Source organism: Collimonas pratensis, assembly GCF_001584185.1.
Classification (GTDB): domain Bacteria; phylum Pseudomonadota; class Gammaproteobacteria; order Burkholderiales; family Burkholderiaceae_D; genus Collimonas; species Collimonas pratensis.
In genome coordinates, this window is record NZ_CP013234.1 from 1,820,061 (window position 1) to 1,841,609 (window position 21,549).

Annotated in this window: 25 protein-coding genes and 1 pseudogene; 10 read left to right on the plus strand and 16 right to left on the minus strand. The window is 58.0% G+C overall.

Annotated elements, in window-relative coordinates; all coding sequences use genetic code 11:
• Nucleotides 1-2: 2 nt before the first annotated feature.
• The 7 genes from CPter91_RS08340 to CPter91_RS08375 form a co-directional block, all read right to left on the minus strand.
• The gene (locus CPter91_RS08340; protein WP_061939239.1) at nucleotides 3-710 is read right to left on the minus strand and encodes an NAD(P)H-binding protein; all 708 of its coding nucleotides are present in this window, start codon (nucleotides 708-710) and stop codon (nucleotides 3-5) included.
• A gap of 418 nt (nucleotides 711-1,128) precedes the next feature.
• The gene (locus CPter91_RS08345; protein WP_061939242.1) at nucleotides 1,129-1,518 is read right to left on the minus strand and encodes a DoxX-like family protein; all 390 of its coding nucleotides are present in this window, start codon (nucleotides 1,516-1,518) and stop codon (nucleotides 1,129-1,131) included.
• A 13-nt stretch (nucleotides 1,519-1,531) separates the two neighbouring features.
• Entirely contained in the window at nucleotides 1,532-2,002 is a 471-nt protein-coding gene (locus tag CPter91_RS08350) for a DUF2269 family protein (protein ID WP_061939244.1), read from the minus strand.
• Between the two features lie 95 nt (nucleotides 2,003-2,097).
• Nucleotides 2,098-3,185 (minus strand): IS3 family transposase gene (locus CPter91_RS08355; RefSeq protein WP_099047175.1). Its coding sequence is split into 2 segments (ribosomal slippage): nucleotides 2,098-2,933 and nucleotides 2,933-3,185, totalling 1,089 coding nucleotides; the frame shifts between segments, so codons are not numbered across the junction.
• Nucleotides 3,186-3,251: 66 nt separating this feature from the next.
• Nucleotides 3,252-4,301 carry a saccharopine dehydrogenase family protein gene (locus CPter91_RS08365; RefSeq protein WP_061939248.1) on the minus strand — a complete coding sequence of 350 codons (1,050 nt, stop codon included), beginning with the start codon at nucleotides 4,299-4,301 and terminating at the stop codon, nucleotides 3,252-3,254.
• 170 nt (nucleotides 4,302-4,471) lie between these two features.
• Nucleotides 4,472-4,849, minus strand: a complete 378-nt coding sequence (locus CPter91_RS08370) for a DVU3141 family protein (RefSeq protein WP_061939251.1) — start codon at nucleotides 4,847-4,849, stop codon at nucleotides 4,472-4,474.
• A gap of 202 nt (nucleotides 4,850-5,051) precedes the next feature.
• Entirely contained in the window at nucleotides 5,052-5,927 is an 876-nt protein-coding gene (locus CPter91_RS08375) for a LysR family transcriptional regulator (RefSeq protein WP_061939253.1), read from the minus strand.
• A 96-nt stretch (nucleotides 5,928-6,023) separates the two neighbouring features.
• Between CPter91_RS08375 and CPter91_RS08380 the strand changes: the two genes are divergently transcribed.
• The 4 genes from CPter91_RS08380 (at nucleotide 6,024) to CPter91_RS08395 (ending at nucleotide 9,146) form a co-directional block, all read left to right on the plus strand.
• A complete protein-coding gene (locus CPter91_RS08380) occupies nucleotides 6,024-7,034 on the plus strand; it encodes a quinone oxidoreductase family protein (protein ID WP_061939255.1) in 1,011 nt (336 codons plus the stop codon).
• Nucleotides 7,035-7,129: 95 nt separating this feature from the next.
• The gene (locus tag CPter91_RS08385) at nucleotides 7,130-8,017 is read left to right on the plus strand and encodes an alpha/beta hydrolase (RefSeq protein ID WP_061939257.1); all 888 of its coding nucleotides are present in this window, start codon (nucleotides 7,130-7,132) and stop codon (nucleotides 8,015-8,017) included.
• A 73-nt stretch (nucleotides 8,018-8,090) separates the two neighbouring features.
• Complete coding sequence (locus CPter91_RS08390) at nucleotides 8,091-8,618, plus strand: hypothetical protein (protein ID WP_061939259.1); 528 nt, start codon at nucleotides 8,091-8,093, stop codon at nucleotides 8,616-8,618.
• Nucleotides 8,619-9,146, plus strand: coding sequence for a GNAT family N-acetyltransferase (locus CPter91_RS08395; protein ID WP_061939261.1), 528 nt, complete (start codon nucleotides 8,619-8,621; stop codon nucleotides 9,144-9,146).
• Between the two features lie 25 nt (nucleotides 9,147-9,171).
• Here CPter91_RS08395 and CPter91_RS08400 read toward each other — a convergent pair.
• From CPter91_RS08400 to CPter91_RS08410, 3 genes and pseudogenes are all read right to left on the minus strand, one after another.
• Nucleotides 9,172-9,333, minus strand: a pseudogene (locus tag CPter91_RS08400) (DUF1427 family protein); the annotation flags it as partial.
• Between the two features lie 51 nt (nucleotides 9,334-9,384).
• The gene (locus tag CPter91_RS08405) at nucleotides 9,385-10,341 is read right to left on the minus strand and encodes a quinone oxidoreductase family protein (RefSeq protein ID WP_061946002.1); all 957 of its coding nucleotides are present in this window, start codon (nucleotides 10,339-10,341) and stop codon (nucleotides 9,385-9,387) included.
• A 126-nt stretch (nucleotides 10,342-10,467) separates the two neighbouring features.
• Nucleotides 10,468-11,295, minus strand: coding sequence for an AraC family transcriptional regulator (locus CPter91_RS08410; protein WP_061939263.1), 828 nt, complete (start codon nucleotides 11,293-11,295; stop codon nucleotides 10,468-10,470).
• 115 nt (nucleotides 11,296-11,410) lie between these two features.
• Here CPter91_RS08410 and CPter91_RS08415 point away from each other — a divergent pair, with 115 nt between their 5' ends.
• Nucleotides 11,411-11,974, plus strand: coding sequence for a DUF1439 domain-containing protein (locus CPter91_RS08415; RefSeq protein WP_061939265.1), 564 nt, complete (start codon nucleotides 11,411-11,413; stop codon nucleotides 11,972-11,974).
• A gap of 13 nt (nucleotides 11,975-11,987) precedes the next feature.
• Here CPter91_RS08415 and CPter91_RS08420 read toward each other — a convergent pair whose 3' ends face one another.
• Nucleotides 11,988-12,824: a GNAT family N-acetyltransferase gene (locus tag CPter91_RS08420; protein WP_061939267.1), complete on the minus strand. Its 837-nt coding sequence runs from the start codon at nucleotides 12,822-12,824 to the stop codon at nucleotides 11,988-11,990.
• Nucleotides 12,825-13,068: 244 nt separating this feature from the next.
• Here CPter91_RS08420 and CPter91_RS08425 point away from each other — a divergent pair, with 244 nt between their 5' ends.
• Complete coding sequence (locus CPter91_RS08425; RefSeq protein ID WP_061939269.1) at nucleotides 13,069-13,902, plus strand: heparin lyase I family protein; 834 nt, start codon at nucleotides 13,069-13,071, stop codon at nucleotides 13,900-13,902.
• 249 nt (nucleotides 13,903-14,151) lie between these two features.
• On the opposite strand, the gene CPter91_RS08430 is transcribed toward CPter91_RS08425, so the two are convergent.
• Together CPter91_RS08430 and CPter91_RS08435 are read right to left on the minus strand one after the other, a co-directional pair.
• On the minus strand, nucleotides 14,152-14,664 hold the full coding sequence (locus CPter91_RS08430) for a GNAT family N-acetyltransferase (protein WP_061939271.1): 513 nt from the start codon (nucleotides 14,662-14,664) through the stop codon (nucleotides 14,152-14,154).
• Between the two features lie 332 nt (nucleotides 14,665-14,996).
• The gene (locus CPter91_RS08435) at nucleotides 14,997-15,926 is read right to left on the minus strand and encodes a LysR family transcriptional regulator (protein ID WP_061939272.1); all 930 of its coding nucleotides are present in this window, start codon (nucleotides 15,924-15,926) and stop codon (nucleotides 14,997-14,999) included.
• Between the two features lie 104 nt (nucleotides 15,927-16,030).
• Between CPter91_RS08435 and CPter91_RS08440 the strand changes: the two genes are divergently transcribed.
• Complete coding sequence (locus CPter91_RS08440) at nucleotides 16,031-17,011, plus strand: NmrA/HSCARG family protein (protein WP_061939274.1); 981 nt, start codon at nucleotides 16,031-16,033, stop codon at nucleotides 17,009-17,011.
• A gap of 312 nt (nucleotides 17,012-17,323) precedes the next feature.
• On the opposite strand, the gene CPter91_RS08445 is transcribed toward CPter91_RS08440, so the two are convergent.
• Nucleotides 17,324-17,941 carry a CGNR zinc finger domain-containing protein gene (locus tag CPter91_RS08445; RefSeq protein ID WP_061939276.1) on the minus strand — a complete coding sequence of 206 codons (618 nt, stop codon included), beginning with the start codon at nucleotides 17,939-17,941 and terminating at the stop codon, nucleotides 17,324-17,326.
• A 124-nt stretch (nucleotides 17,942-18,065) separates the two neighbouring features.
• On the opposite strand from CPter91_RS08445, the gene CPter91_RS08450 reads away from it, so the two are divergent.
• A complete protein-coding gene (locus CPter91_RS08450) occupies nucleotides 18,066-18,452 on the plus strand; it encodes a VOC family protein (protein ID WP_061939278.1) in 387 nt (128 codons plus the stop codon).
• A 287-nt stretch (nucleotides 18,453-18,739) separates the two neighbouring features.
• Nucleotides 18,740-19,306: a DMT family transporter gene (locus CPter91_RS08460; protein WP_150119650.1), complete on the plus strand. Its 567-nt coding sequence runs from the start codon at nucleotides 18,740-18,742 to the stop codon at nucleotides 19,304-19,306.
• Between the two features lie 83 nt (nucleotides 19,307-19,389).
• Here CPter91_RS08460 and CPter91_RS26440 read toward each other — a convergent pair whose 3' ends face one another.
• A complete protein-coding gene (locus CPter91_RS26440; RefSeq protein ID WP_150119651.1) occupies nucleotides 19,390-19,578 on the minus strand; it encodes a hypothetical protein in 189 nt (62 codons plus the stop codon).
• Between the two features lie 86 nt (nucleotides 19,579-19,664).
• Nucleotides 19,665-20,297, minus strand: a complete 633-nt coding sequence (locus CPter91_RS27705; RefSeq protein ID WP_082792689.1) for a CGNR zinc finger domain-containing protein — start codon at nucleotides 20,295-20,297, stop codon at nucleotides 19,665-19,667.
• 68 nt (nucleotides 20,298-20,365) lie between these two features.
• On the opposite strand from CPter91_RS27705, the gene CPter91_RS08470 reads away from it, so the two are divergent.
• Nucleotides 20,366-21,274 (plus strand): alpha/beta fold hydrolase, encoded by a 909-nt coding sequence (locus CPter91_RS08470; RefSeq protein WP_061939286.1) that lies wholly within the window; start codon nucleotides 20,366-20,368, stop codon nucleotides 21,272-21,274.
• Nucleotides 21,275-21,549 lie beyond the last annotated feature (275 nt).

Consider the following 21,549-nt stretch of genomic DNA (forward strand, 5'->3'; position numbering starts at 1 on the left):
GATTATCCGCCGGCAATCAGCGCCATCATTTCAGGATAATTGTAAATCGCACTTTGTGCTGGAGGGTGGAAGGCGGCAGCGACCATCGCTTGGGCAATCTGCGTCGTCCGGATAGAGTGAAACTTCGCCGGCGTTAGCGGCGCAAAGAGCGGTAGGATAGCTGAGAGTAGCCATGGAGTATGCTGAGAGCCGATAATCATGGCCGGACGAAAGATGCTCACCACGGCCGGACCTTGACTCCTGACGGCTGCTTCAGCCTCGCCTTTGACGCGAGAATAACGCGCCATTCCCGCCGCGCCAGAGCCAGTAGTTTTGGCCTTTATGTCGGCACCCATTGCCGACATAAAGGCCAGATGCTGAACTTTTCCTGACGCCTTCAGGCCTCGGGCAAATGCCGCATTGAGATCGACATCGACGGCGCGGTGCTCTTCCAATGAAAGTTTGGCAGTGCCGGCTCCGACTCCCAACACACTGAACCCAAGCACATCGCCGTCAATCTCGCGCAGTGCGTCGACGACAGCCTGACTAAATTTGTTTGGCGCCATATCCGGGACCAACCGCTCTTCCACCTGCGCGCCTAACTGCAGACCGAGCGGCCGCCGCGTCATGACAAGAATCCGGCTGAAACCGCCGCAGCGCACTATTTCGGCGAGGAGGGCTTGTCCAACCGAGCCAGACGCCCCCAAAATAACTGCGGTTCTACCAGTCATATTTTCTCCAATTGAAAGGTGTACGTCTTATAGCAATATTTAACTCGCCGCCTTACGGCAACGCCTGGGACCGATATCGGCTCGTTACGAAAGCTGACGCTAACTCCAATATCAAGTCATCTGCTTGCAGATGGTAGGCTATGGCCAGATGTTGAAGACTAGTATCACCATACCGACTGCGCTAAGTAACCCAAGCGCGGATACATGCTGATAGTCGGCGCAATCGGCTCTTTTGGGATTGATTCTCCGTGGGTAGCGGCCAAATGTCGCAATCTTGATAAGCAAATATCCGAACCAAAAGAAAATGAAACTAAAAAGTAAATGCCTAAAAGCCGCTGAGGCAAAGCCAAAAAATGTTTCCATGCAGTAGAGTCTCCACAACACGCGCTATCGAAATCGATTAAATTGCTATCAGTTCTCAGCGCCTTTCCATGATAGTCAGATAAAGCAAACAAGCGATCACTGCGATGTTCTTCGTAATTGGCCCAAACGGGTGGATCAAGAAGGCCGGCAAGCCAATGGCGATGGCGGCAGAATAAGCGACGATTACCACGCACTGCACTTGCCAAAGCCATCGGCTGGCGAGGAACAACGTAGCCAAACCGAGGCCAAAATCGAGCAAACATGCTGTCGAGAATATCTTTTCCGTCTGGTAGGTGAGTCCTAGCGTGCGTAGCCACTCCAGCGATGCGGCATGGGGATAAAAAAAACAGGAAGTAATCGCCGTCCATATCCAGATAAAGGCGATTCCAATGCGCATGATCCAATAGAGCCGATGCAGTTTTATCTCAAAATCATCTTGATTCATAAATTTACTGTATTCAAAACGTCGGTTTGAAGACCATGAGCCAGTACACGCCAAGTAGTGCAATGAAAGCCGGCACGCCAAGCCAGAACCAGATCCTGGCATAGCGCCAGTATTGCCCTGGTAACGGCGTATTTCCCTGGTCTGCAACTCTTGCAAGGTTACGCATTTTTATCTGTAACGCTACTACCGGCAACCAGCAGAAACCGGCAAACAGATACAGCAACAACGCGTAGGATAGCCAGCCGCTCGATAGCGGATATCCTGCTAGATAGACAAGAATCAAGCCGGTGACAGGCTGCAATATCACGGCCGGTGTTGTGAAAATCCAGTCAGCCATCACCGTGCGCTCGGTGACGATCCGGATTGCGCGCACATCACCGCTGCGATCTGTGATCCATTTAAAGAAGGCGATGCCGATCCCGGTACCGAACAAGACATTGGCGCTCAGAATATGCAGCCATTTGAGCAGGAGATAGGTGTTCAAGCGGCCACCTCGTGAACATCCAGTCCATCCAGCGCCCCAAGATAATCATCTACGCTGGTAATCCCCCCATTTTTAAGCAAAGTTAAAAGTAGAGGCTAAGCCGCAAGGGCCAATTTCTGCTTCGGGGTGATGCCGCCGAGCGCCATGTTCGGGCGTTCGTGATTGTAAGTCCAGAGCCATTTCGTCGCAAATTCCTGAACCTCCTCGACGGATTCGAACAGGTAATGTGCGAGCCAGTCATAGCGAACCGTTCTGTTGTAGCGCTCGATATAAGCATTCTGTTGTGGCTGTCCTGGTTGAATAAAACTGATTTGGATGCCGTGCTTTTCCGCCCACGCGGCCAGTGTCGAACTGATGTATTCGGGCCCGTTGTCACAGCGGATCGTCGTCGGCTTTCCCCGCCATTCGATAATTTGGTCAAGCGACCGAACGACGCGGGCTGCCGGCAGGGAGAAATCGACGTCAATGCCTAAGCCTTCACGATTAAAATCGTCAATGACGTTGAACAGGCGGATGCTACGCCCATCCGACAATTGATCGTGCATGAAGTCCATGGACCAGACGTCGTTGATCGACGTTGGTACCGACAACGGTTCAGGCTTTGCTCTGGTAAGCCGCTTTTTTGGTTTGATTCGCAAATTCAACTCTAGCTCTCGATATATCCGATAGACGCGCTTGTGGTTCCAGCCGAATCCTTTGACATTGCGCAGATACAGGAAGCAAAGGCCGAAGCCCCAGTTTCGCTGGTTCGCGGTCAGCCGGATTAACCAGTCCGCGACACGCTCGTTATCTTCCGATAGCTTTGCCTTGTAGCGATAGCAGGTCTGGCTGATCGCGAAAGTCGCGCATGCGCTGCTGACGCTGATTCCATGCGCTCGGACTGCCGTTTGTGCCATCTCACGTCGGTGAGATGGCTTCACCACTTTTTTTGCATCGCCTCCGAAATGATCTCGGCCTTCAGCTTCTCTTCGGCGTACATCTTCTTGAGTCGACGGTTCTCATCTTCCAACTCTTTCATCCGCGTCATCATCGACGCGTCCATGCCACCGTATTTGCTCCGCCACTTGTAGAACGAGGCCGAACTCATCCCATGCTCACGACAAAGCTCCGGAACTGGCGTGCCGGCCTCGGCCTGCTTCAAGATGTTGATGATCTGACTTTCGGTAAAGCGTGATGTCTTCATGTAAAACTTCCTCAAAATCGCATTTAAGAAAATTCTACTTTTAACTGATACTTTTTTGTGGGCGGATTACCCGCTGAGCATGCCCATGCATGGTTGAGCGCCTAGGGGCAAGCTCGTTCCGTCGGCGAGTTTTATCGCCAAAGCGATCGCTGCACCGCACGGAATGTGAGGGCCGTGATTGCTTCCCGCAATCAAATGCCAAGTCAGGGTTTGCGGTGTCCCGTCCATATCTTCGCCTTCCATGGTGACGAACATGCCGCCTTTGTCGCTGACAAATGGCTCAAGCCATTGGCTGATTTTATGCAACGGCGCGACGAAAGGAACGATGCTAGGAAGCAGCCCGAGGCGGACCAGCTGCGATGCCGCCGCGACGAAAAGATGTCCGAGAGTGCTGGCAAAACCGGCATGAAAGCTGACGCTCGTGACCTGTGGGTAGCGTTTTGGAAAAAGAATCAGATCCGGTACGTCGCAGCTGCCTAACAAGCGAGCGCCGACCGGCGAAGGAAATTGATGGCGCTGCGTATCTAGCCATCCTCTTACCGGAACCCAGTTACCCGCATGTAGACGGAGAAACGGCTTTCCGCAGTAGCCGAACACCCCTCGCATGGTAGCAACTCCAGGTGCCCGCGCTCCCGATCCGATGCCATGGCGTATCGATGTCAGCCGGCTGAATCTGCCCAGGTAGCGATCCACCACTGCGGAGGAAAGCGCCGGCAAAGAACTGGCGCCGCTGGTGACCAGCAAGCCGCGCTGCCGGGCAGCTTGATCAAGCTCGACAATTCCAGCAACAAAGTCGCGGCCGTCGGCCAGGTCGATGTAATTGGCGCCTGCCGCTATAGCCGCGCGAGCCACAGCGTAATCTTGTCCTTGAAATGGCCCCGCGGTATGAATGATGGTATCGATCTTGAGCGCCAAAAGCTGTTGCGCAAGGTCTGCGGAGTTGGCGTCGATAGGTAGACCCTGCGAGACATCCAGACCCAGTCGTTGCGCCATCGCCTGCGCTTGTCCGGCGTTGCGGCCGCCGATGAGAAGACGGATATTTTCTCTCTTGGACAAGGCCTGACAAATGCGGCCGCCAAAAAAACCGTAGCCGCCGAGAACAAGAATAGTGTGCATGTTTGCTTTTATTTTTTGCGTATGAGAATGAACTTGCCTATCCAGCAGTTCCGCCAGGGGTAAAAATTCAGAAAGCCTCGGACCAATTAAGGTACGAGGCTTCCAATGGCTTCATTTTTGGGTACGGGGCTTCTGGAAAAACTATGCGCGATTTTTCCGCACACTGGATGTCATTTTTTTTGCACTGCCCAGTTGCCGTCAGCCGTCTTGCAAGCTGGTATCGACAAAGTCTGATCCTGGGCTTTTGCATGAAGCGCGATATGTATTTTGCGACAAGTCTTGGCATCCGTCTTGACTGTGTCCGTCGCGCTCAACTCAGCCTGAATAGCGACAGAATTACCTAGACCTTCATTGGACCATTGCTGCGTCTCGCCATCCCCCTTGTTGCTCAGAACGCCATCGATAGCTGCAACCAGCGACGTCTTGTCCTTTGGCTTCAAATAGGTCATCGGCGTGTCGTTCAAGAACCGCAGGTTGGCCGCATGAGAGGCGGTAATTAAGCCAGCAGCTAAAACGATACTCACTAAAAACGGCAGTTGCTTACGCATTTTTACTCCTCCATATGGCACATTTGGCAATGAATTATTACACATAATTCATCATGGCGATAACAATCAAAATTTACCTGTGACCACAATCCTGACGTATTTATAGCTGCAAAGTAGCTGGCAAAGCCGGGGCCTGTCGACTCGACTTAGGCTACAGCCGTTGCTTGTAGCGCGGCCTTGTTACGCATCCTTCCAGGCCCGGTCAAACCGCCAGCTGTTTCACGCTGTCCTGACCGAACAGTTCAATCAGCCCGTCCGCCACCGCCCGTATGCGCGGCGAGCGGCGCACTTCGGGATGCATCACCAGCCACACCGTCAGCACCACCGGGCAGGCCGGCGCCGCAAGCAATTTCAGCAGGCGGTCGCCGCGCGCCAGGAAATGCGGCAGGGCGCTGATGCCGAGGCCGGCGCGCACCGCCTGGTACAGGCTGCTGAGATCGTTCGAACGCAGCGGGAAAGGACGGCCGGCTGCGATCTTTTCCAGCCATTTCTGCTGCGGCGTGGCGAGCAGGCTTTCTTCGTAGCCGATGAAGTCCCAGGTATCCTGCCCGGTAGCGGCCAGGTAGGTCTTGGCGCCGTACAGGCCGTAGCCGATCTCGATCAAGGGACGCACCGCCAGTTCCGCCGCGCTTGGCCGCGACAGGCGCAAGGCGATATCGGCTTCGCGCCGTGTCAGATTGGCTTCGCGGCTTTCGCCCACCACTTCCAGCGCGATGCCGGGCTGGCGCTGACGCAGGAAGCCCAGTTGCGGCACCAGCAGGTGGCTGGCGATGACCGGCGGCGCCGAAATGCGCACCGTGCCGGCCAGCGGCGCGGCACCGGCGGCTGCCCGTTCCAGCGCCAGCGCTTCCTGTTCCAGGCGGCGTGCGCCGGCCAGCAGGTTTTCTCCTTCCGGCGTCAGTTTCCATTGCCGCTGCAGGCGTTCGAACAGCCTCAGGCCGAGCGCTTCTTCCAGTGCCTCGATGCGGCGCGCCACCGTGGTGTGCTCAACCTTCAGCCGGCGCGCGCCGGCGGTCAGGCTGCCGCTGTCCACCAGCGCCAGAAAGTAGCGCAGATCGTTCCAGTTGAGATTTGTCATGGTGCAATTATGCACATTAAAGGCGAATTTATCACGGCTTATGGTGCGTAAATATTTTAATTATGATGCTCCCAATCCCTCAAACAGGAGCACATCATGAGCAAGGAACTGGTAATTCGCATGAGTCGGCCTGGCGCCGCCGCCGTGCTGCAGGCGGCAAGCGTTGATCTGGCGCCGCCCGGCGCGGGCGAAGTGCGTGTGCGTCACACCGCGATCGGCGTCAATTTCGCCGACATCTATCACCGCATCGGCTTGTATCGCCTGCCGCAGCTGCCTGCAGTGCTAGGTGTAGAGGCTGCTGGTGTGGTCGAGGCCTTCGGCGGTGAAACGGCTGGCGACGGAGACGGCGGCCTGGAGATCGGCGACCGCGTGGTCTACGCCGGACTGCCGGCCGGCGCTTATGCGACGGCCCGCAATGTAGCAGCGAACCGACTGCTCAAGATTCCCGCAGGCGTCAGCGACATCCAGGCAGCCGCTACTCTCCTACGCGGCATCACCGCCCACATGCTGTTCCAGTACGTGGGCCGCGTGCGCGCCGGCGACACGGTCCTGGTGCAGGCGGCCGCCGGCGGCCTGGGCCAGGTGCTAGGGCAGTGGGGCGCGGCACTGGGTGTGCGCATGATAGGTACGGTCGGCAGCACGGCCAAGAGGGAGATGGCCAGCAGCAAGGGCTATCAGGAAGCGATCCTTTACCGGCAGATCGATTTCGTGGCTGAAGTATTGCGCCTGACTGCCGGCCGAGGTGTCGATTTTGCGGTTGACGGCGTGGGCGGCGAGACTCTGGAGAAAACCCTGCAGACCGTGCGCCCGTTCGGCATGGCGGTCAGCGTCGGCCAGGCGGCCTCGAGCCAGACTGAGGACAATGCCGTGCTGCCGCTCAGCGAACTGGGGCCTTTCCGCTCCATCGCTCTGGCGCGTCCGAGCGTGTTTCGTTTCATGTCGGATCTGTCGCGCTATCGGGAAGGGGCTGCGGAGACTCTGGCCCGCCTGGCTGCCGGCCTCGCGGTAGATGTCTCGTTGACGCTGCCTTTGAGCGAAGCTGCTGAAGCCCAGCGCCGTCTGGAAAACGGCCAGACCGCAGGCGGCGTCATCCTGTTGCCGGCTTGAGGCCGGGATTTTTGCTTGCAAGAAATATCATCCTTGCATAGACTCGCCAGTCAGTCTCCTTCAATCGTGCGCAAGTTATATAAGGACAGGCAATCGTGCAACTTGGTAAACTTCTTGGCATTTCCTGGATCGCGTTGGCGCTGGCCTGTCCGCTGGCGCAGGCGGCCGCTCCGGTGCGTCCCTATCAACTGGAGGGCACGGAAGTGCAGACCATTCCTTCCAAAATCCTGCATCGTGACTATGAAATTTTTGTCAGCCTGCCGCCGTCTTATGCGACCTCGACCAAGCGCTATCCGGTGCTGTTCATCACCGACGCCGATTATGCTTTTCCATTGATACGCAGCGTCAACCGGCGCGTCAGCGACCATGGCAAGAAGCTGGAGGAATTCATCCTGGTCGGCTTGTCGTATGCCAAGGGCGACGACCCGGTCCACAGCCGCAACCGCGACTACACGCCGACCGACACCACCGGCAACAGCAGCGAACGGCCGACCGGGCAGGCGGAGCCGTACCGGCAGTTCATCGAAAAGGAAGTCTTTCCATTCGTTGCTGCGAACTATCGCGCGGACATGAGCCGCAAGGTGTTTTCCGGCCATTCCTATGGCTCGCTGCTGGGTTTGCACATGCTGCTGACCGAACCGCAGATGTTCAACCAGTACATCCTCGGCAGCCCGTCCCTCTGGTACGACAAGCGCGTCATGTTCGACATGGAGCGCAGCTATGCCGCCTCGCACAAGGATATGCCGGCCCAGCTCTTCATGCTGATCGGATCGTTCGAAACGGTCAAGCCGCAAAGCCGCAATCCGCGTTATAACAAGGAAAGCGATATGGTCAAGGAGATGAAGGATTTCGAAGCGAAGCTGAAATCGCGCCATTATCCTAACTTGTCGGTGCATTCCGAAGTCATCCAGGACGAAGACCATCTGACGGTGTTTCCAGCGCTGATCACGCGCGGCCTGTTCTGGTCGTTTGCCAGTAAATGATATTTTTCGAATCGTAGCTGGCGCCCGGGGCGATGAACCCCTTATCGGCGCATCATTCATGAGGGGACGGGGCATGGGATATTTCGACGGATTGACCAACGCCAGCTTTAAAAAGAGCCAGGACGGGCGCACGCTATTTTTTCCATGGGGCGTGCTGGGCAAGGGGCGGATCCTGCCGGATGAGGAGGCGGAAGCCAGGGTGCGCGGATTCGTCAAGCGCTACTACAAGATCATGCTGCCTGCCGTCATCATCGTCTGCGTGGTGGCCGGCTGGAGATGGGCCATGCCGCTGGCGGTGATCTTCGGCGCCTGGTTTTATTTCGGCAGCAAAAGCCTGGTGGCCGCCTATCCGTATAGCGACGACAAGCTGACCTTGAAGCAAGGCTATGTCAATTCGGCCGCCGGCCACAATCTGTTTGTCTTGTGGTTGCTGTTCATTGTTTCAGTCGTGTTTGTGGCCGGTGGCATCTTCATCACTCACGCCGCCAGGACTCCCAGCCAATTGCTGGTAGGGATATTTTCTATCGCGTTTTTCGGCGCTTGCGGACTGGTTGTCGGCTACATGATCAAGGTCAAGCGCGCCTTGCGCAAGGGCGAGTAAGTGCAGCAACGCGATTTGGGCAGGGCCGACCTGGCCTTGCTGGACCAGATAGACCGCAGGGAGCTCATCGAGCAGCTGTATCTCCTGGATGGCGGCAAACTGACGCTGTATGAAGAGCGCTTCGACATGGACGGCTGGCCGCCGGGCGAGGCGCAGCAGAATGCTGAGGTGCTGGCCGCATGCTTCGCACGTGGCGGCTGGTTCCATGGCGTTTTCGACGGCGAGATGCTGGTGGCGCTGGTGGTGCTCGACAGCGTCCTGCTGCAAGTGGAACGGCCGGCCTTGCAGCTGAAATTTCTGCATGTCAGCCGCGATTACCGCGGGCGCGGCATCGCCGGCCGCCTGTTCCGCCTGGCCTGCGCCCGGGCGCCGTCAATGGGCGCGCAGGAAATTCATATCTCTGCCACGCCTTCGCGCAACACGGTGGATTTTTATCTACACCTGGGCTGCACCTTGCTGGATAGTCCCGATCCCGAGCTGCTTCGCATCGAGCCTGAAGATATCCATCTGTGCCACCGCCTGGGCTGAGCGGCTGCACCCGGCCCGCCGGTTATCCGGTCATGCTGCGGACCCAGGGAATCAGCTGCTCGCCGGCCAGTATGCCGAGCAGGCCGACCAGGGCGATCACCGGCGGCGCGGGCGATCTGACGCCGGCGACGCTATACAGCACACCGACGATGAGGCCGATGGCGAGGGATAAGAGATAGGCTTTCATGAGAGCTCCAGACGAATTGAAGGGAAGGGCAGGGGACTGCTCATACATTGATCACATATTGATCACGACGCGGCCACGCGTGCCGGCCGCCACCGCTGCATAGGCCTGGCGCGCTTCCTGCAGCGTGTAGCGTTGGGCGATCACTGGCGCCTCGTATCTGCCGCTGTCGAAGCCATTCACCAGCTTGGCCATCAATGGCGCCGATTCGGCGACGCCGAGCTTGGCGCTGTCGACGCCGATCAGCTGCGTCTCGTTGTGATAAAAATCGATCAGGTCGAAATCGACGCGGCGCTTGCCGCTGGCGCTGATGACCACCACCCGGCCGCGCCGCTTCACCAGTCCCAGCGCAAACTCGAAAGCGGTTCCGCCCGCAGCGTTATAGACGACGTCGACGCCGCCCAGGGCCTGGATGCGGCGCTGGGCGCTTTCGTCCAGCGGCAGGTATTCATCCAGCAAGCGCGCCGCCGGCGAATTGTCGGCGGGAGCGACCCGGTCGATGCCGATCACGGTGCAACCCAACGCCTTGGCGATCTGCGTGACGGCGCCGCCGACGCCGCCGCTGGCGCCCAGCACCGCGATGGTTTCGCCGGCACGCAGCTGGGCGTACTCGACCGTGCCGAGCCAGGCAGCGATGAAGTTGACGCCGATGGCGGACGCTTGTTCGTGGCTGAGGGCGGCCGGCTTGCGCACCAGCGCTTCGACCGGGATGCGGATGAATTCGGCGTGGCTGCCATCGCGTGTGAAGCCGATGTCGCCGCCGGTGCCCCAGACCTCGGCGCCGAGCCAGGCGGCGGGACCGTCCACTACCACGCCGCTGAAATCGCGGCCGGGAATGCGCGGCAGCAGGGTGTGCTCGAAATGGCCGGAGATGTTGACCACATCGCTGGGATTGACGGAAGCGCTCTTGACTTGAATGATGGCGCTGCCGGCCTCGGCCGCAGGCCTGGCGAGCGCCAGGTAGTTGAGCATGTCCGGGTTGCCGAAAGTCTGGAACTGGATGGCGTTCATCATGATGCTGCTCCTTGAGATAGGTTTAAGCGCTGCAAGCGGCAGCGGATGAACAGATTCTAGGAGGCTTGTTCAAGCCCGGGGAGACAAAGACTTTCGAATTTCGGCCAGGAGATACCGACCGGTTTATTGTGTGAATGGCATTGGCGCGGCGTCGCTGTCTTCTGCCAGCATCGCGCCCAGGGTTTCGCTGGCCACGAATGCGCCGGGCGCGGCGCCCAAGGCGCGCCGGAACATATCGCTGAAACTGCTTGGCAAATAGCCTAGGGAGCGAGCGATCTGGCTGACCGGCTGGCCTTCCGCCAGGCGCGACATGGCAACCGCCAGCTGCACTTGGCGGCGCCATTCGGCGAAGCCCATCCCCAGCTGCTGCCGGAACAGGCGCGACAAGGTGCGCACGCTGGCGCCGGCATTGTCGGCATAGTGGACAAAGCTGAAGTCGATCGACGGATTCTCGATCACCGCCCGGCACAAGCGCTCCAGGCGCCGGTCAGAAGCTTCCGGCATCGGGATCCGCAGCGACGAGCGCGGCGCCCGCGCCAGTTCCAGCAGTACCAGCTTGTAGGCCGCCTTCAGGTAGGCGTCGTCATGCCTGCCTTGATATTCCGCTATCATGATGATCAGTTCCCGCAGTAGGCCGCTGACTTCGAACAGATCGCTGCGGCGATTCAGGTGGCCGGTGCTGCGGGTCGGCAGGTACAGATTGCGCATCCGTACCGCGCTCATCATGTGGATGGAGTGCTCGGTCCCGGCCGGAATCCATACCGCGCGCCGCGGCGGCACGACGAATGCCTCGCGCCCGACTTCCACCCACATCACCCCGGCCACGGCGAACAGCACCTGGCCCCAGGCATGGGAATGCGGGTCGATCCGCTCGCCGCGCAGATAGTGGCGCGCCACCGCATTGCCTTCGGCGGCGTCGTTGTGCAAATCGGGAGGAGTGGCCTTGGACAAGATAAAGGGACTTTTTCTGGCGCGCGGTGGTCGAAACTCGGTTGGAAAGAATAATAGCACTGTGCTATTTCACGTTTTACGTTTGAATTTACGCTTGAAAGTGACAAGATTGCCTATGAAACGTCGCACACTAGTCAAATCGCTGCTGACCCTGGGCGCGCTCGGCGCTGCCGGCGGCGCCTGGGCCGGCTACAACATCTGGTCGAATGAATATACGTTTACCCAGCAACAGCTGCAGAGCGCGCTTGAGCGCAAGTTTCCCTTGCGGCTGCGTTATGCGGAAGTTTTCAACGTCGATCTGAAAACCCCGCAGCTGAGCCTCAATGCACCGCAGAACCGCGTCATCACCCTGGTGCATGTCAGCGTGCTCAGCCCCTTGCTGCTGGCGGCGCCGCTGAACGGCAATATTACCCTCAGCAGCCGCCTGAAGTACGACAAGGCGACGCGCGCCATCCGTCTGGACAGCCCTTCGGTCGACACCATCGATTTCAACAGTGTGCCGACGCAGTACAGGGAGCAGCTGAAGCAGATCGGCGCCATGGTCGCCGAGCAGGTGCTGAAGGATTACCCAATCTACACCTTTACTGCCGATGAACTGCGGCTGAACGGGCAGACCTTCGAGCCCGGCGAAATCACAGTCCAGGCCGACGGCATCGCGGTGCAGATCAACGAATCGTGATGCGCCGCTTCGATCAGGCGGGGCGCTTGCTGAAAGTGGCCTTGGTGTAAGCCAGGCTGAAGCCCGCGCGTTCGGTGTTGCGCGCACTGGCGTTGGCCGGCCGCGCGGTGACGCTGGCCAGCGTGCAGCCGGCGCTACGCGCCGCCTTCAGCCTGGCATGCAAGAGCGCCAGTTGCACCCCGCGTCCGCGCCAGGCTGGCAGGGTGCTGGCGATATACAAATGCGCCAGCAGGCCGGCTGGCGTGCCGATCAGGCTCATGCCCGCCGTCCCAGCAATCTGGCCGTCTATGCTTGCGGCAAAAAAACGCGTGTCGTCGCGATGCAGTGCGATCTGCGCCAGCGCTTCCAGCAAGGCGGGAGGGCGATTCACCGCCTGTACCGAAAATCCCGCCACCGAATGCACCGCAAACCTGGCGCTGACCCAGGCCTGGTCGTCGCTCACTTCGATATCGCTGGCTGCAACTCTGTCTGCATCAGGCACGGCCAGGCTGCGCACGTAAGTATTGCTGAAAGCGTTGACCGAGTAGCCGCGCTCGGCCAGCAATGCCAGCATGCCGCCGTGTGCGTGCGGGCAGAGATCTATCTGTGTCTCCAGCTCCTGCGCGGCATACATGCTTTCCAGCTCGGCCAGTTCGCTTGCCTTGAACGGCGCATCCATGCCGGCGCCAGTGACGTGGTTCAGCTTGCGTCCAAAGGCAGGGTCGGTCAGCACCGCAACGCCGCCGCAGACCGCAACGGCGCGGGCGCGCGTATCGCCGCTCCATGTGCGGAAAGCGTCGGCTTGACTGCGTAAATGGCTGGCTTCGGCAAATTCCAGTATGTGGGCAAGATCAGGGGCGGTCAGGATCATGGCGGGTTTGGGGCAAGAGACATGAGAGGGACTTTGGTGTGGGCTTCTGTATGTTCCCACTATTTGCATTGACTCGACTTTACCTGATATTCGTTGCGTGAACCTCTGTCCTGAAACGCCCCTTTCCCCGGTGCCTTGACGTTAAAGGTTTGCAGCTCAAAAAACGGAGGAAATCGCACACTGAAGTTGCTATATGAAAATATAATGAACCTTGGCTCATTTTGTTTTTTTGGAATCAACTTTCATGAAACCGATTCATATAATTGCTGTGATCGCTCTTTCGATGCTCACCGCATCCGCCTCGGCGCAGGCAATCTTTCACGCCGACTACGAAGATGGCACCGTGAGCTCTGGATACCCGACGCAAGGCCAGAAGCGCGTCGAGGTTCCTGGTATCGAACCGGGTCTCGCTACCGCCCGGGATGCTGCTTATGTGGTGGTCGGCGGCGCCCGTAACACGGCTTATGCGGTCGCGAACAAGGTGGTTCTGGATGACCCTGCATATGTGGGCGGCGGCTTTCCTCGCAGCGAGTTCGGGCTTGGACGCATCGCAGGCGCCAGTTACCGCGACGGCGACCACGGCGTATACACCTTCAGCATGCTGCTCAAAGATCTCGTGCCCTCCGTGAAAGGAACCCGCAAAGCGCCTTCCGAGGATGTGCTCTGGCAGTTCAAACATCACGGCGGCGGACACGATATCCATCTCGCGCTTCAAGGTACACAACTCAAACTCGGTTGGGGTGGCAATGTCCATAAGATGGTAGTCATCGACAATGTCATGCCATATGTGAACCAGTGGATAGATTTCCGCTTCGATATACTCTGGAAGAGCGACAACACTGGCGGCCTCACCTTCGAAATGCAACTGCCCGGAGAAACCAGATTAGGACACACCGTCGCTATGGAGGGCCTACAGACGTATGTGACCGCGAGTCCTGACGGCACGCCGTGGACCGGCATCGGTTCTGTCCAGTTTGGCGTGTATCGCAATGGAGCAAATTCTGCGGCCGGTGACACAAAGACGCTCATCGTCTACCACGATGAAGTCACCGCAACCAACTTCACCGCCAAGCCTTAGCCTTCTAACCAGGAGGTGCATGATCAGTATGAAATGGCTAGCCGAATGGCGGTTACTTTGAGTTGCCGATCAGTGGCTGCGTTGAAATACGAATATGCAATTGCTGGCAAACACAGGGTAGGGATATTTAGCCAGGGGCTTTGTAGAACGTCCGAAACAGCGAGGCAACTTATTGCCATACTTTGGCAAAAGGTGCTTCTGGCCGTTTTGAGCTAATCGCGATTGGCTCGATTCAACCTTTACGGACAGTCAATCGATACTCAGGCTTGCCTGGTAGACTGCGCATGGAGCGTTGTAGTGGGTTTCGATGCCGCGATACCGCATGCCAAGCCGCTTCATCACTGCAATGGAGGCAATATTGCCAGGATTTGCCACAGCCACCACTTCCGGAATGCCCAGTTCTTTTGCGAACAAGACGATACGTTCAGCAGCTTCAGTCGCATAGCCCTTTCCCCAGCAGTCTCGCCTTAAGCGCCAACCGATTTCCGGGACGGCGCCTGTCTGAGCAGCTAATGGTTGCAATGTCGCCGCACCAATCATCAGATTGTCGTCCTTACGGAACACGCCCCACCATGAGAAACCGTGCGAGGCCCATCTCGGTTTTACGCGATTGATCATCGCTTGGCTTTCAGCTTCAGACATTAGGGTGCCGTTGCCGATGTATGCCATGACCTCTGGGTCACTATTAATCGCGGTTAAACCAGCGAGGTGTTCGTCAGAAAGTGGGATTAGTTTTAACCGCTTCGTTTCGAGAGTAGTCATGATTTTCAGTATTGAATGAGGACTTGCGACCGGGCGTTTCTGGCCGATTGCCGCCACAGGTGAGAGGCGGCTTGCGACCGAGGCTGTGTAAAAACGTAGAGATTTTTAACCGATTTAAAAATCGTCTTCTCAGATCGAGCTGTATTCGATTTTCTCGGTATCGGGAAGGGTCTCCCTACCTACGATTTTTTTTGGATTTGTGTTTTTACACAGCCTCGACCCATATTCGCCATTCGGATTCCCAGATTGGTCACCGGGAAGCGGTCGTTCAAAGGGGCGGTCTGGCTTCGACTTAGTCATTGCACCGCGCGCTGCCGCCCGGGACTACCGGTCTATCGTCGCGTTATCTTCGCGGGTTCGCCCCAGCTGGCGACCAGTGCCCTCAGCGACTCGCGCACCCAGCGCTGGGAGGCATGTCCGTGGCTTCGCTCATGCCAAAGCATGCTCACCTCGAAGCTCGGCACGGGAATAGGGCAGTCAACGATCATCAACGCGTCGACCCGATCGCGCACGAGTCGTTGCGGTACTAGAGCGACGAGGTCGGAGCGGGCCACGATGTCAGGCACAACCAGGAACGAGGCCGCGGACAGCACCACGTTGCGCTGGAGACCTAGGCTCGCCAAAATATCATCCACGGGCGTGGAGAAATCGCCGCCGCGCAGCGACACGATGATGTGCTCCAGCTGTGCAAATTGTGCCGCCGTGAGCTTGCGGCGCAGACGCGGGTGGCCGAGACGGCCTATCAGCACGTAGCGCTCGTCGAACAGGTGACGGCTGCGCAGGTTGGTCGGGGCGTCGCGGGGCGTCATCAACGCGAGGTCTACCTCCCCGCGGGCCATCTGCGCTGCTAGTTGCGGCATGTCCAGGAAACGCACCGCAACCCTCACGCCGGGCGCTTGTTGGCGCAACTGCAATACCAGCGGCTGCACCAATGCAGCCTCCAGATAGTCCGTGCAGGCGATAGCCACAGTCAGGCGGGCCTGCGCAGGATCGAAGTGCACATGACGGCCCACCGTGGCGCGCACTTGGTCTAAAGCATCACGTAGAGGCGCCAGAAGTTCATCGGCCTTTGCTGTGGAAGTCATGCCACGCTGCGCCGGAATCAGCAACGGATCGTCGAACAGATCGCGCAGGCGCGCGAGCTGTGCGCTCACTGCCGGTTGGCTCAGATGCAAGCGGCGCGCGGCGTGCGTCACGTTCTGCTCTGCCAGCAAGGTTTCTAGGGTGACAAGTAAATTCAGGTCCAACCGGTTGGTATCCATTGCATGGATAGTAGACCAGAAGACCGACGATTTCAATCCGTGCGAGGTTCTGCCCATACTGCACATGTCGGCGCGCGTGTTGCGTGCCTTTCCGGAGAAATCGCATGTCCCATTTATCATCAATGCCTCTGATTACCGTAGCTGGTGCCTCCAGCAAGCAAGGCCGCAGCGTGGCCAGCACGCTGCTGGATAGCGGTCGCTATCGAGTGCGCGCTTTGGCGCGAAGCGTCGATAGCGAACCGATGCGCGAACTGGCCCGGCGCGGCGCCGAGGTCGTCGTCGCACCGCTGGAAGCGGGGCGCAAAGCGCAGTTTGCCGCGGCTTTGCGAGGCTCGCACGGCGCTTTTTTGATGACGCCGCCAATTGCGCCCGTACCGCCGCCGGGCCGTCCCGAATTAGCGCTGGGCATGGAGCTGGCTGACGCGGCGCTCGCCGCGGGCGTGGAGCATGTCGTCTGGAGTAGTCTCGAAAATGTCGACGATCGCACTGGCGGCACTCTGTGGGCGCCACACTTCACCGAGAAGGCCCTAGTGGAAGCCTACCTGCGCACACTGCCGCTTCACAGTTCATTCATCCAACTTGCCTTTTTCTACAGCAACTTTCTTGAGCACTATCTGCCCCGCCCCCAAACTGACGGCGGCTTGAGTTTCCCGGTTTACCTACCGCCCGACACGCCCGTGCCGTTCGTTGATCCGCTGACCGCGACCGGTCCGGCGGTGATGGCGCACTTCGACAATCCGGAGTCGTATTCCGGCCGAACATTACCTGTCATCGGTGAGGTACTGACTGCGCGCGAACTTGTGGAAACATTCGTGCGCGTTTCGGGGGTGCGTGCGCACTACACGTCTGCATACACACGCGAGGATTTGCTAAAGAACTTCCCCGCATTCGGTGCCGACGAGTGGCTGGTACGCGAGCTCGTGGGAATGGTTACCTACGCGGTCGAATACGGGTACTACGCACCCGACCGGGACCTGGCATGGAGCCGACGAAATGATCCGACCGCACTGACCTGGGAAGACTTTCTTCGACGAAGTGGTTGGCGGGGAGAGCATATGAGCTTCGGTGTTGCAATCGGCACATAGAAGCTACGTCCGCCCAAAGCGGCCATACGCGACGGACGGCTCATGGCCGTTTTGAGCCGGTCGCGACAGGGGCAATTTGGCCCGAGCCGGACAGTCGCAAGGTCCTGTTGAATTCACAATCCTGAGCAAACGATCAAAGATGTCCGTGATATCAATCCGCACCAACAGTACGACAACCGCAGGAAGCAGTCGGGCAAAACACAAGGACGAATGCGAACGGCCTGCCGTCGTGCAAAGTCGAGTAAGGAAGCGGTCGCAACGTCGCTTCCTCACCCGATTTTTCAATCGTGCGCAATTGCAAGTCCTTGGCGCTTACCCCGGCTTGCTGTGGTAATGCCGATGCGCCTTCGCGCGATTGCCGCAGGATGACATCGAACACCAACGTCGACTTCCATTCTTGCTGTCGTCCACGAACAACCACTTGCATTGATCATTCGCGCAGCGCTTGAGCTTGCCGAGACGTGTTCCGCCAAGCAAGTCGACGGCTGACCAGAGTACGGGGCTTAGTAGGCAAGTCAAGTCGACGTGTTGGCCGTCGATGCCCCACTCATACCGTCCGCCAGAACGTGACAATTCGCTACGCGGCGCCACGCTGTTCAGGTATTCGCGCAGCACCGCGAGATCTTTTTTGTCTGGCTCTACGCCTTCCGCATTGGACAGATAAAGACGGTACAGCACCTCGCGCAGAGCAATCGCGCTCGCAAGCGCGGTCTTTTCGTCCGGCAGGTGTGTTGCGCGAAACGACTCGATCATCGATGCGGGAATTCCCGCGCAATCCCTGCACCACGCCAATAAATCGTCAATTGTTGCGAACGTTTCGGTTGGTGTGTCGGTTCCTCGCCAATATCTTGTGTTGACGAAGTCGACGCTCAGCCCTTCGGGCTGGGTCGGAATCAGAAAGCGCTTGGCGCGTGAAGCTGTGTTTTCCATAGTTCAATCATATCTAACCATCATGGCAGTTGACAAGGGCTGCTCTCACTTCTATTATAACCTGCATGGTGGTTATTTTATTGTTGCCCTGAAACTCAATGCATAGGAATAAGGAGAAAACCAAATGATCGATCACCTTTCGCTCGGCGTTTCTGAACTCGATCGGAGTCGCCAGTTTTACGACGCCACGCTAGGCGCCCTCGGCTACCGTCGGCTTAGCGCTGACGACTCGTCGCTTGCCTATGGAGCGGGCAAGACGACGTTGTGGCTGTCTAAGACGGGGCATCCGGTCGTGGTGAATGAAGAATCCGGCTTTCACCTGTCGTTTTCTGCAATGACACCGGTACATGTTGACGCGTTTTACCGTGCCGCCCTCGACAACGGTGGTGGCGACAACGGTAGGCCTGGCTTGCGCGATAAATACAGCGCGGGCTATTACGCAGCATTCGTGCTCGATCCTGACGGATACCACCTCGAAGCGCATTGCGAATTGACGGGGACGGGGCAATGAACGCGACTACGCACCCCACGGTTGCTGATGCGACAGGCAACGCCACGTTTCGCGAGGTCGTGATTGGGACAGCATGGGGCTTGGTGGTTGTGTTGATCTGGGCAGTTTGGGTTGTATCGACACGCGCCGGCGTCAAGACATCGCTGCACCCTATCGACATAGCGCTTATACGCTATACATGCGCATCGATAGTGCTTGTTCCGCTGTGCAGGCGGCGCGGAATGTCATGGATTGCGTCTGACTGACGCACGACGGCGCTGCTGGTCGCTGGCGCTGGCGCTCCGTTTTTGTTCGTCAGCGCCACCGGCATGAAATACGCGCCGGCATCGCATGTCGCCTCGGTGATGATCGGCTCAATGCCGTTCTTCGTGGCCATGATCGCTGTGTTCACAACACGCGAACGATTGCGCGCGTCGCAGTATATCGGCTTCGCCCTGCTTCTGACCGGCCTGTTGATTTTCGTCGCATTCGATTCGTCTGCGGATACTCAGGGCGAATGGCGCGGGCACGCGCTATTTCTGTTCGCGGCACTGATGTGGGCAATCTACACGATCACTATGCGCAAGCAAAGAATCAGTGCGTTGCATGCGGCGGGCGTGATAAATGGATGGTCGTTGCTGGTGGTGCTAGGCGTCTACATGAGCGTGGCCCACCCGAATCTTTCGACCGTACAATGGCGTGATGTTGGATTTCAGGCTGTCGCGCAGAGTTTGTCGGCGGTCGTCGGCCTTTATGCGTTTGGTGAGTCAGTACGTCGGTTGGGCGCAGCGCGCGCGTCCATATTAGGTGCACTGACACCTGCGGTGGCAACAGGACTTGCGTTTCTTATCTTGAACGAGCGCCCTCGACACTAACGATCGGCGCCATCGTGCTCGTGACGACTGGCGTGGCGTGTGCAAGCATGAGTCGCACCATGCCATTGGGAGCTCGACTGTCGTCAGGCAAAAATGCGACTGCTGTCGATAGGCGAGACAACGTTTAAGCCTGACTGGTCGGCAAGCTTGCTTTCATGGGTTGTGTTGGAGAAAAAAACGCGGCAATGACGACTATGAAGTGCAAATTTGAAGGGCTGCAATTGGCCGGGTGCGGCCAATCGTGACGGGCCGGACTCGAGCAATCCGGTCATTCAGCTTTCTCCAATGCGGCCATTGGTCCGTGCACGAAAAACTGGAGGCGACGAGTCCGCTCGGTCACGCACGTTTGGACTGCCGTTCAATATGTCGCTCTCATCGTATAGTAGTGGCGTTGTGCTTTTGCGCGATTTCCACAAGTGGCCATTGAGCACCATCGTCGGGACCTGCTCCGCGAGAGATCGAGGAACAACCACGAGCATGCGCCGCACTCTCGGACATTCGAAAGGATCGGTTGCGAAAGCAGTTCGCTCGCAGCGATAGCAAGCCGGTCCTTTATTAGCGCGTTGCCGGCCTTCTCAGGGCATACCGTCCAGCGCACCGATGCCCGTCCTTCAATGCACAGCGTCGAATGGCTCATTGCCTCGACGATATAACTTTCCAGCCGCACCCGAGCAGTCTCCGAAGGCAGAACGCCGTCGGCGATCGCAGAGAACACTGCGTGCACGGCTTCTCGCAGTTCCGTCAGACCTTTCAGGATATCGGATGGGTGGTGCCCCGCGCGCAACTGCGCCTTCTCGATCAGGCGACTATCAGTTGGATTAAGGACACCGTTTGCCGTAGCCCAGTCGATAGCGTCACACAAGTCGACCAATCTCTCGACGTCACGGTCCTTACCAGCGCCGCCGCACGTGTTCACAAAGTTAAGGACAAGGTGCCCGCCTACGCCCGCGTCTGCTCGCACACGTGATTCTTTTACACCGGCCAATATCACCTCCTTGAAGCGTTTTGATGGTTAGTTTATACTTGTTCCTCGCTACAGTCCAATGCACAAGGTGATTCATGACGGATACTTCACGGCAATTTCAGCAGCTGCTTCCTGGAGCGTTGCCTTTGGCACATTCTTTTGACTTCGATGGTCAGTCAGTACGCTATGGCGTGATCGGCGCGGGCAAGCCGATGGTGCTGGTGCATGGAACGCCGTTTTCTTCGCAGGTCTGGCGCCGCATTGCGCCGATTGCGGCTCGCTTTCGACAAGTCTTCTACTTCGATCTCCTTGGTTACGGAATGTCTGAGCAGCGCGCGGATCAGGATGTCTCACTTGGCGTTCAGAATAGCCTGCTTGCAGCCTTGCTCGAGCATTGGCGACTCGAGAAACCTGACGTGGTTGCCCATGATTTCGGCGGTGCCACAGCGCTCAGGGCAGCCTTGCTGGACCGATGCGAGTATCGATCTCTGCTGCTGATCGATCCGGTGGCGGTCGCCCCATGGGGCTCACCGTTTGTTCGTCATGTGCGCGCGCATGAGGCTGCGTTCGCAAGCGTGCCTGCGTACATTCATGAGGCGATGGTCAACGCATATCTGCAGGGCGCCGCGAACCGAACGCTCGCGGCAGACACATTGCGCATTTACTCGTCACCATGGATGGGCGAACTGGGTCAAGCGGCGTTCTATCGTCAAATTGCCCAGATGAACCAGCGCTATACCGATGAGGTCCAACCGCGCTATGGAGAACTTCGGTGCCCGGTTTCCATCTTGTGGGGGGAGGAGGATCAGTGGATTCCGATTGATCGAGGCTTGGAGTTATCGGCGATGATCCCCGGGGCACGCTTCACGCGAGTTTCTGGCTCGGGGCATTTGATGCAGGAAGACGCTCCCGAAGCGATCGTCGGCGAGTTGATAGATTTTCTGCAGTTGGGAGAACGACACCAAATTGCCGGCTATCTTGGGTCCGAGGTCGAACGTCTCTAGTTGGCCGATTGTACGCGTTCACTGGACGGGCTAGTCATTGCAAGTTGAAGGGAAACGATTACGCCATTCTTCATATGGAGTACCATTATTTTCCTCGACCTCAACGAGAAAGCGCTCGATATGGACGAAGCCAAGTTGGCCGGCTACAGTCTTCAATTCGTCACACGTCTGTCCCTCCTCGTAGAGTTCGACGATTAAGTCCGAAAGAATCGCTTGAGCAGAACTATATTGGCCCCACGTTTCATCAATATTTTCGATTGAGCACTTCCCAAACA

Excerpts from the sequence above, each read along its gene's own strand:
- CPter91_RS08340 (WP_061939239.1), bottom strand. The coding sequence starts at position 710 with ATGACTGGTAGAACCGCAGTTATTTTGGGGGCGTCTGGCTCGGTTGGA.
- CPter91_RS08440 (WP_061939274.1), top strand. The coding sequence starts at position 16,031 with ATGTCCCATTTATCATCAATGCCTCTGATTACCGTAGCTGGTGCCTCC.
- CPter91_RS08445 (WP_061939276.1), bottom strand. The coding sequence starts at position 17,941 with ATGGAAAACACAGCTTCACGCGCCAAGCGCTTTCTGATTCCGACCCAG.
- CPter91_RS08470 (WP_061939286.1), top strand. The coding sequence starts at position 20,366 with ATGACGGATACTTCACGGCAATTTCAGCAGCTGCTTCCTGGAGCGTTG.
- CPter91_RS08420 (WP_061939267.1), bottom strand. The coding sequence starts at position 12,824 with ATGATCCTGACCGCCCCTGATCTTGCCCACATACTGGAATTTGCCGAA.
- CPter91_RS08405 (WP_061946002.1), bottom strand. The coding sequence starts at position 10,341 with ATGAACGCCATCCAGTTCCAGACTTTCGGCAACCCGGACATGCTCAAC.
- CPter91_RS08425 (WP_061939269.1), top strand. The coding sequence starts at position 13,069 with ATGAAACCGATTCATATAATTGCTGTGATCGCTCTTTCGATGCTCACC.
- CPter91_RS08430 (WP_061939271.1), bottom strand. The coding sequence starts at position 14,664 with ATGACTACTCTCGAAACGAAGCGGTTAAAACTAATCCCACTTTCTGAC.
- CPter91_RS08345 (WP_061939242.1), bottom strand. The coding sequence starts at position 1,518 with ATGAATCAAGATGATTTTGAGATAAAACTGCATCGGCTCTATTGGATC.
- CPter91_RS26440 (WP_150119651.1), bottom strand. The coding sequence starts at position 19,578 with ATGACCGGATTGCTCGAGTCCGGCCCGTCACGATTGGCCGCACCCGGC.
- CPter91_RS08450 (WP_061939278.1), top strand. The coding sequence starts at position 18,066 with ATGATCGATCACCTTTCGCTCGGCGTTTCTGAACTCGATCGGAGTCGC.
- CPter91_RS08415 (WP_061939265.1), top strand. The coding sequence starts at position 11,411 with ATGAAACGTCGCACACTAGTCAAATCGCTGCTGACCCTGGGCGCGCTC.
- CPter91_RS08365 (WP_061939248.1), bottom strand. The coding sequence starts at position 4,301 with ATGCACACTATTCTTGTTCTCGGCGGCTACGGTTTTTTTGGCGGCCGC.
- CPter91_RS08390 (WP_061939259.1), top strand. The coding sequence starts at position 8,091 with ATGGGATATTTCGACGGATTGACCAACGCCAGCTTTAAAAAGAGCCAG.
- CPter91_RS08380 (WP_061939255.1), top strand. The coding sequence starts at position 6,024 with ATGAGCAAGGAACTGGTAATTCGCATGAGTCGGCCTGGCGCCGCCGCC.
- CPter91_RS08375 (WP_061939253.1), bottom strand. The coding sequence starts at position 5,927 with ATGACAAATCTCAACTGGAACGATCTGCGCTACTTTCTGGCGCTGGTG.
- CPter91_RS08370 (WP_061939251.1), bottom strand. The coding sequence starts at position 4,849 with ATGCGTAAGCAACTGCCGTTTTTAGTGAGTATCGTTTTAGCTGCTGGC.
- CPter91_RS08435 (WP_061939272.1), bottom strand. The coding sequence starts at position 15,926 with ATGGATACCAACCGGTTGGACCTGAATTTACTTGTCACCCTAGAAACC.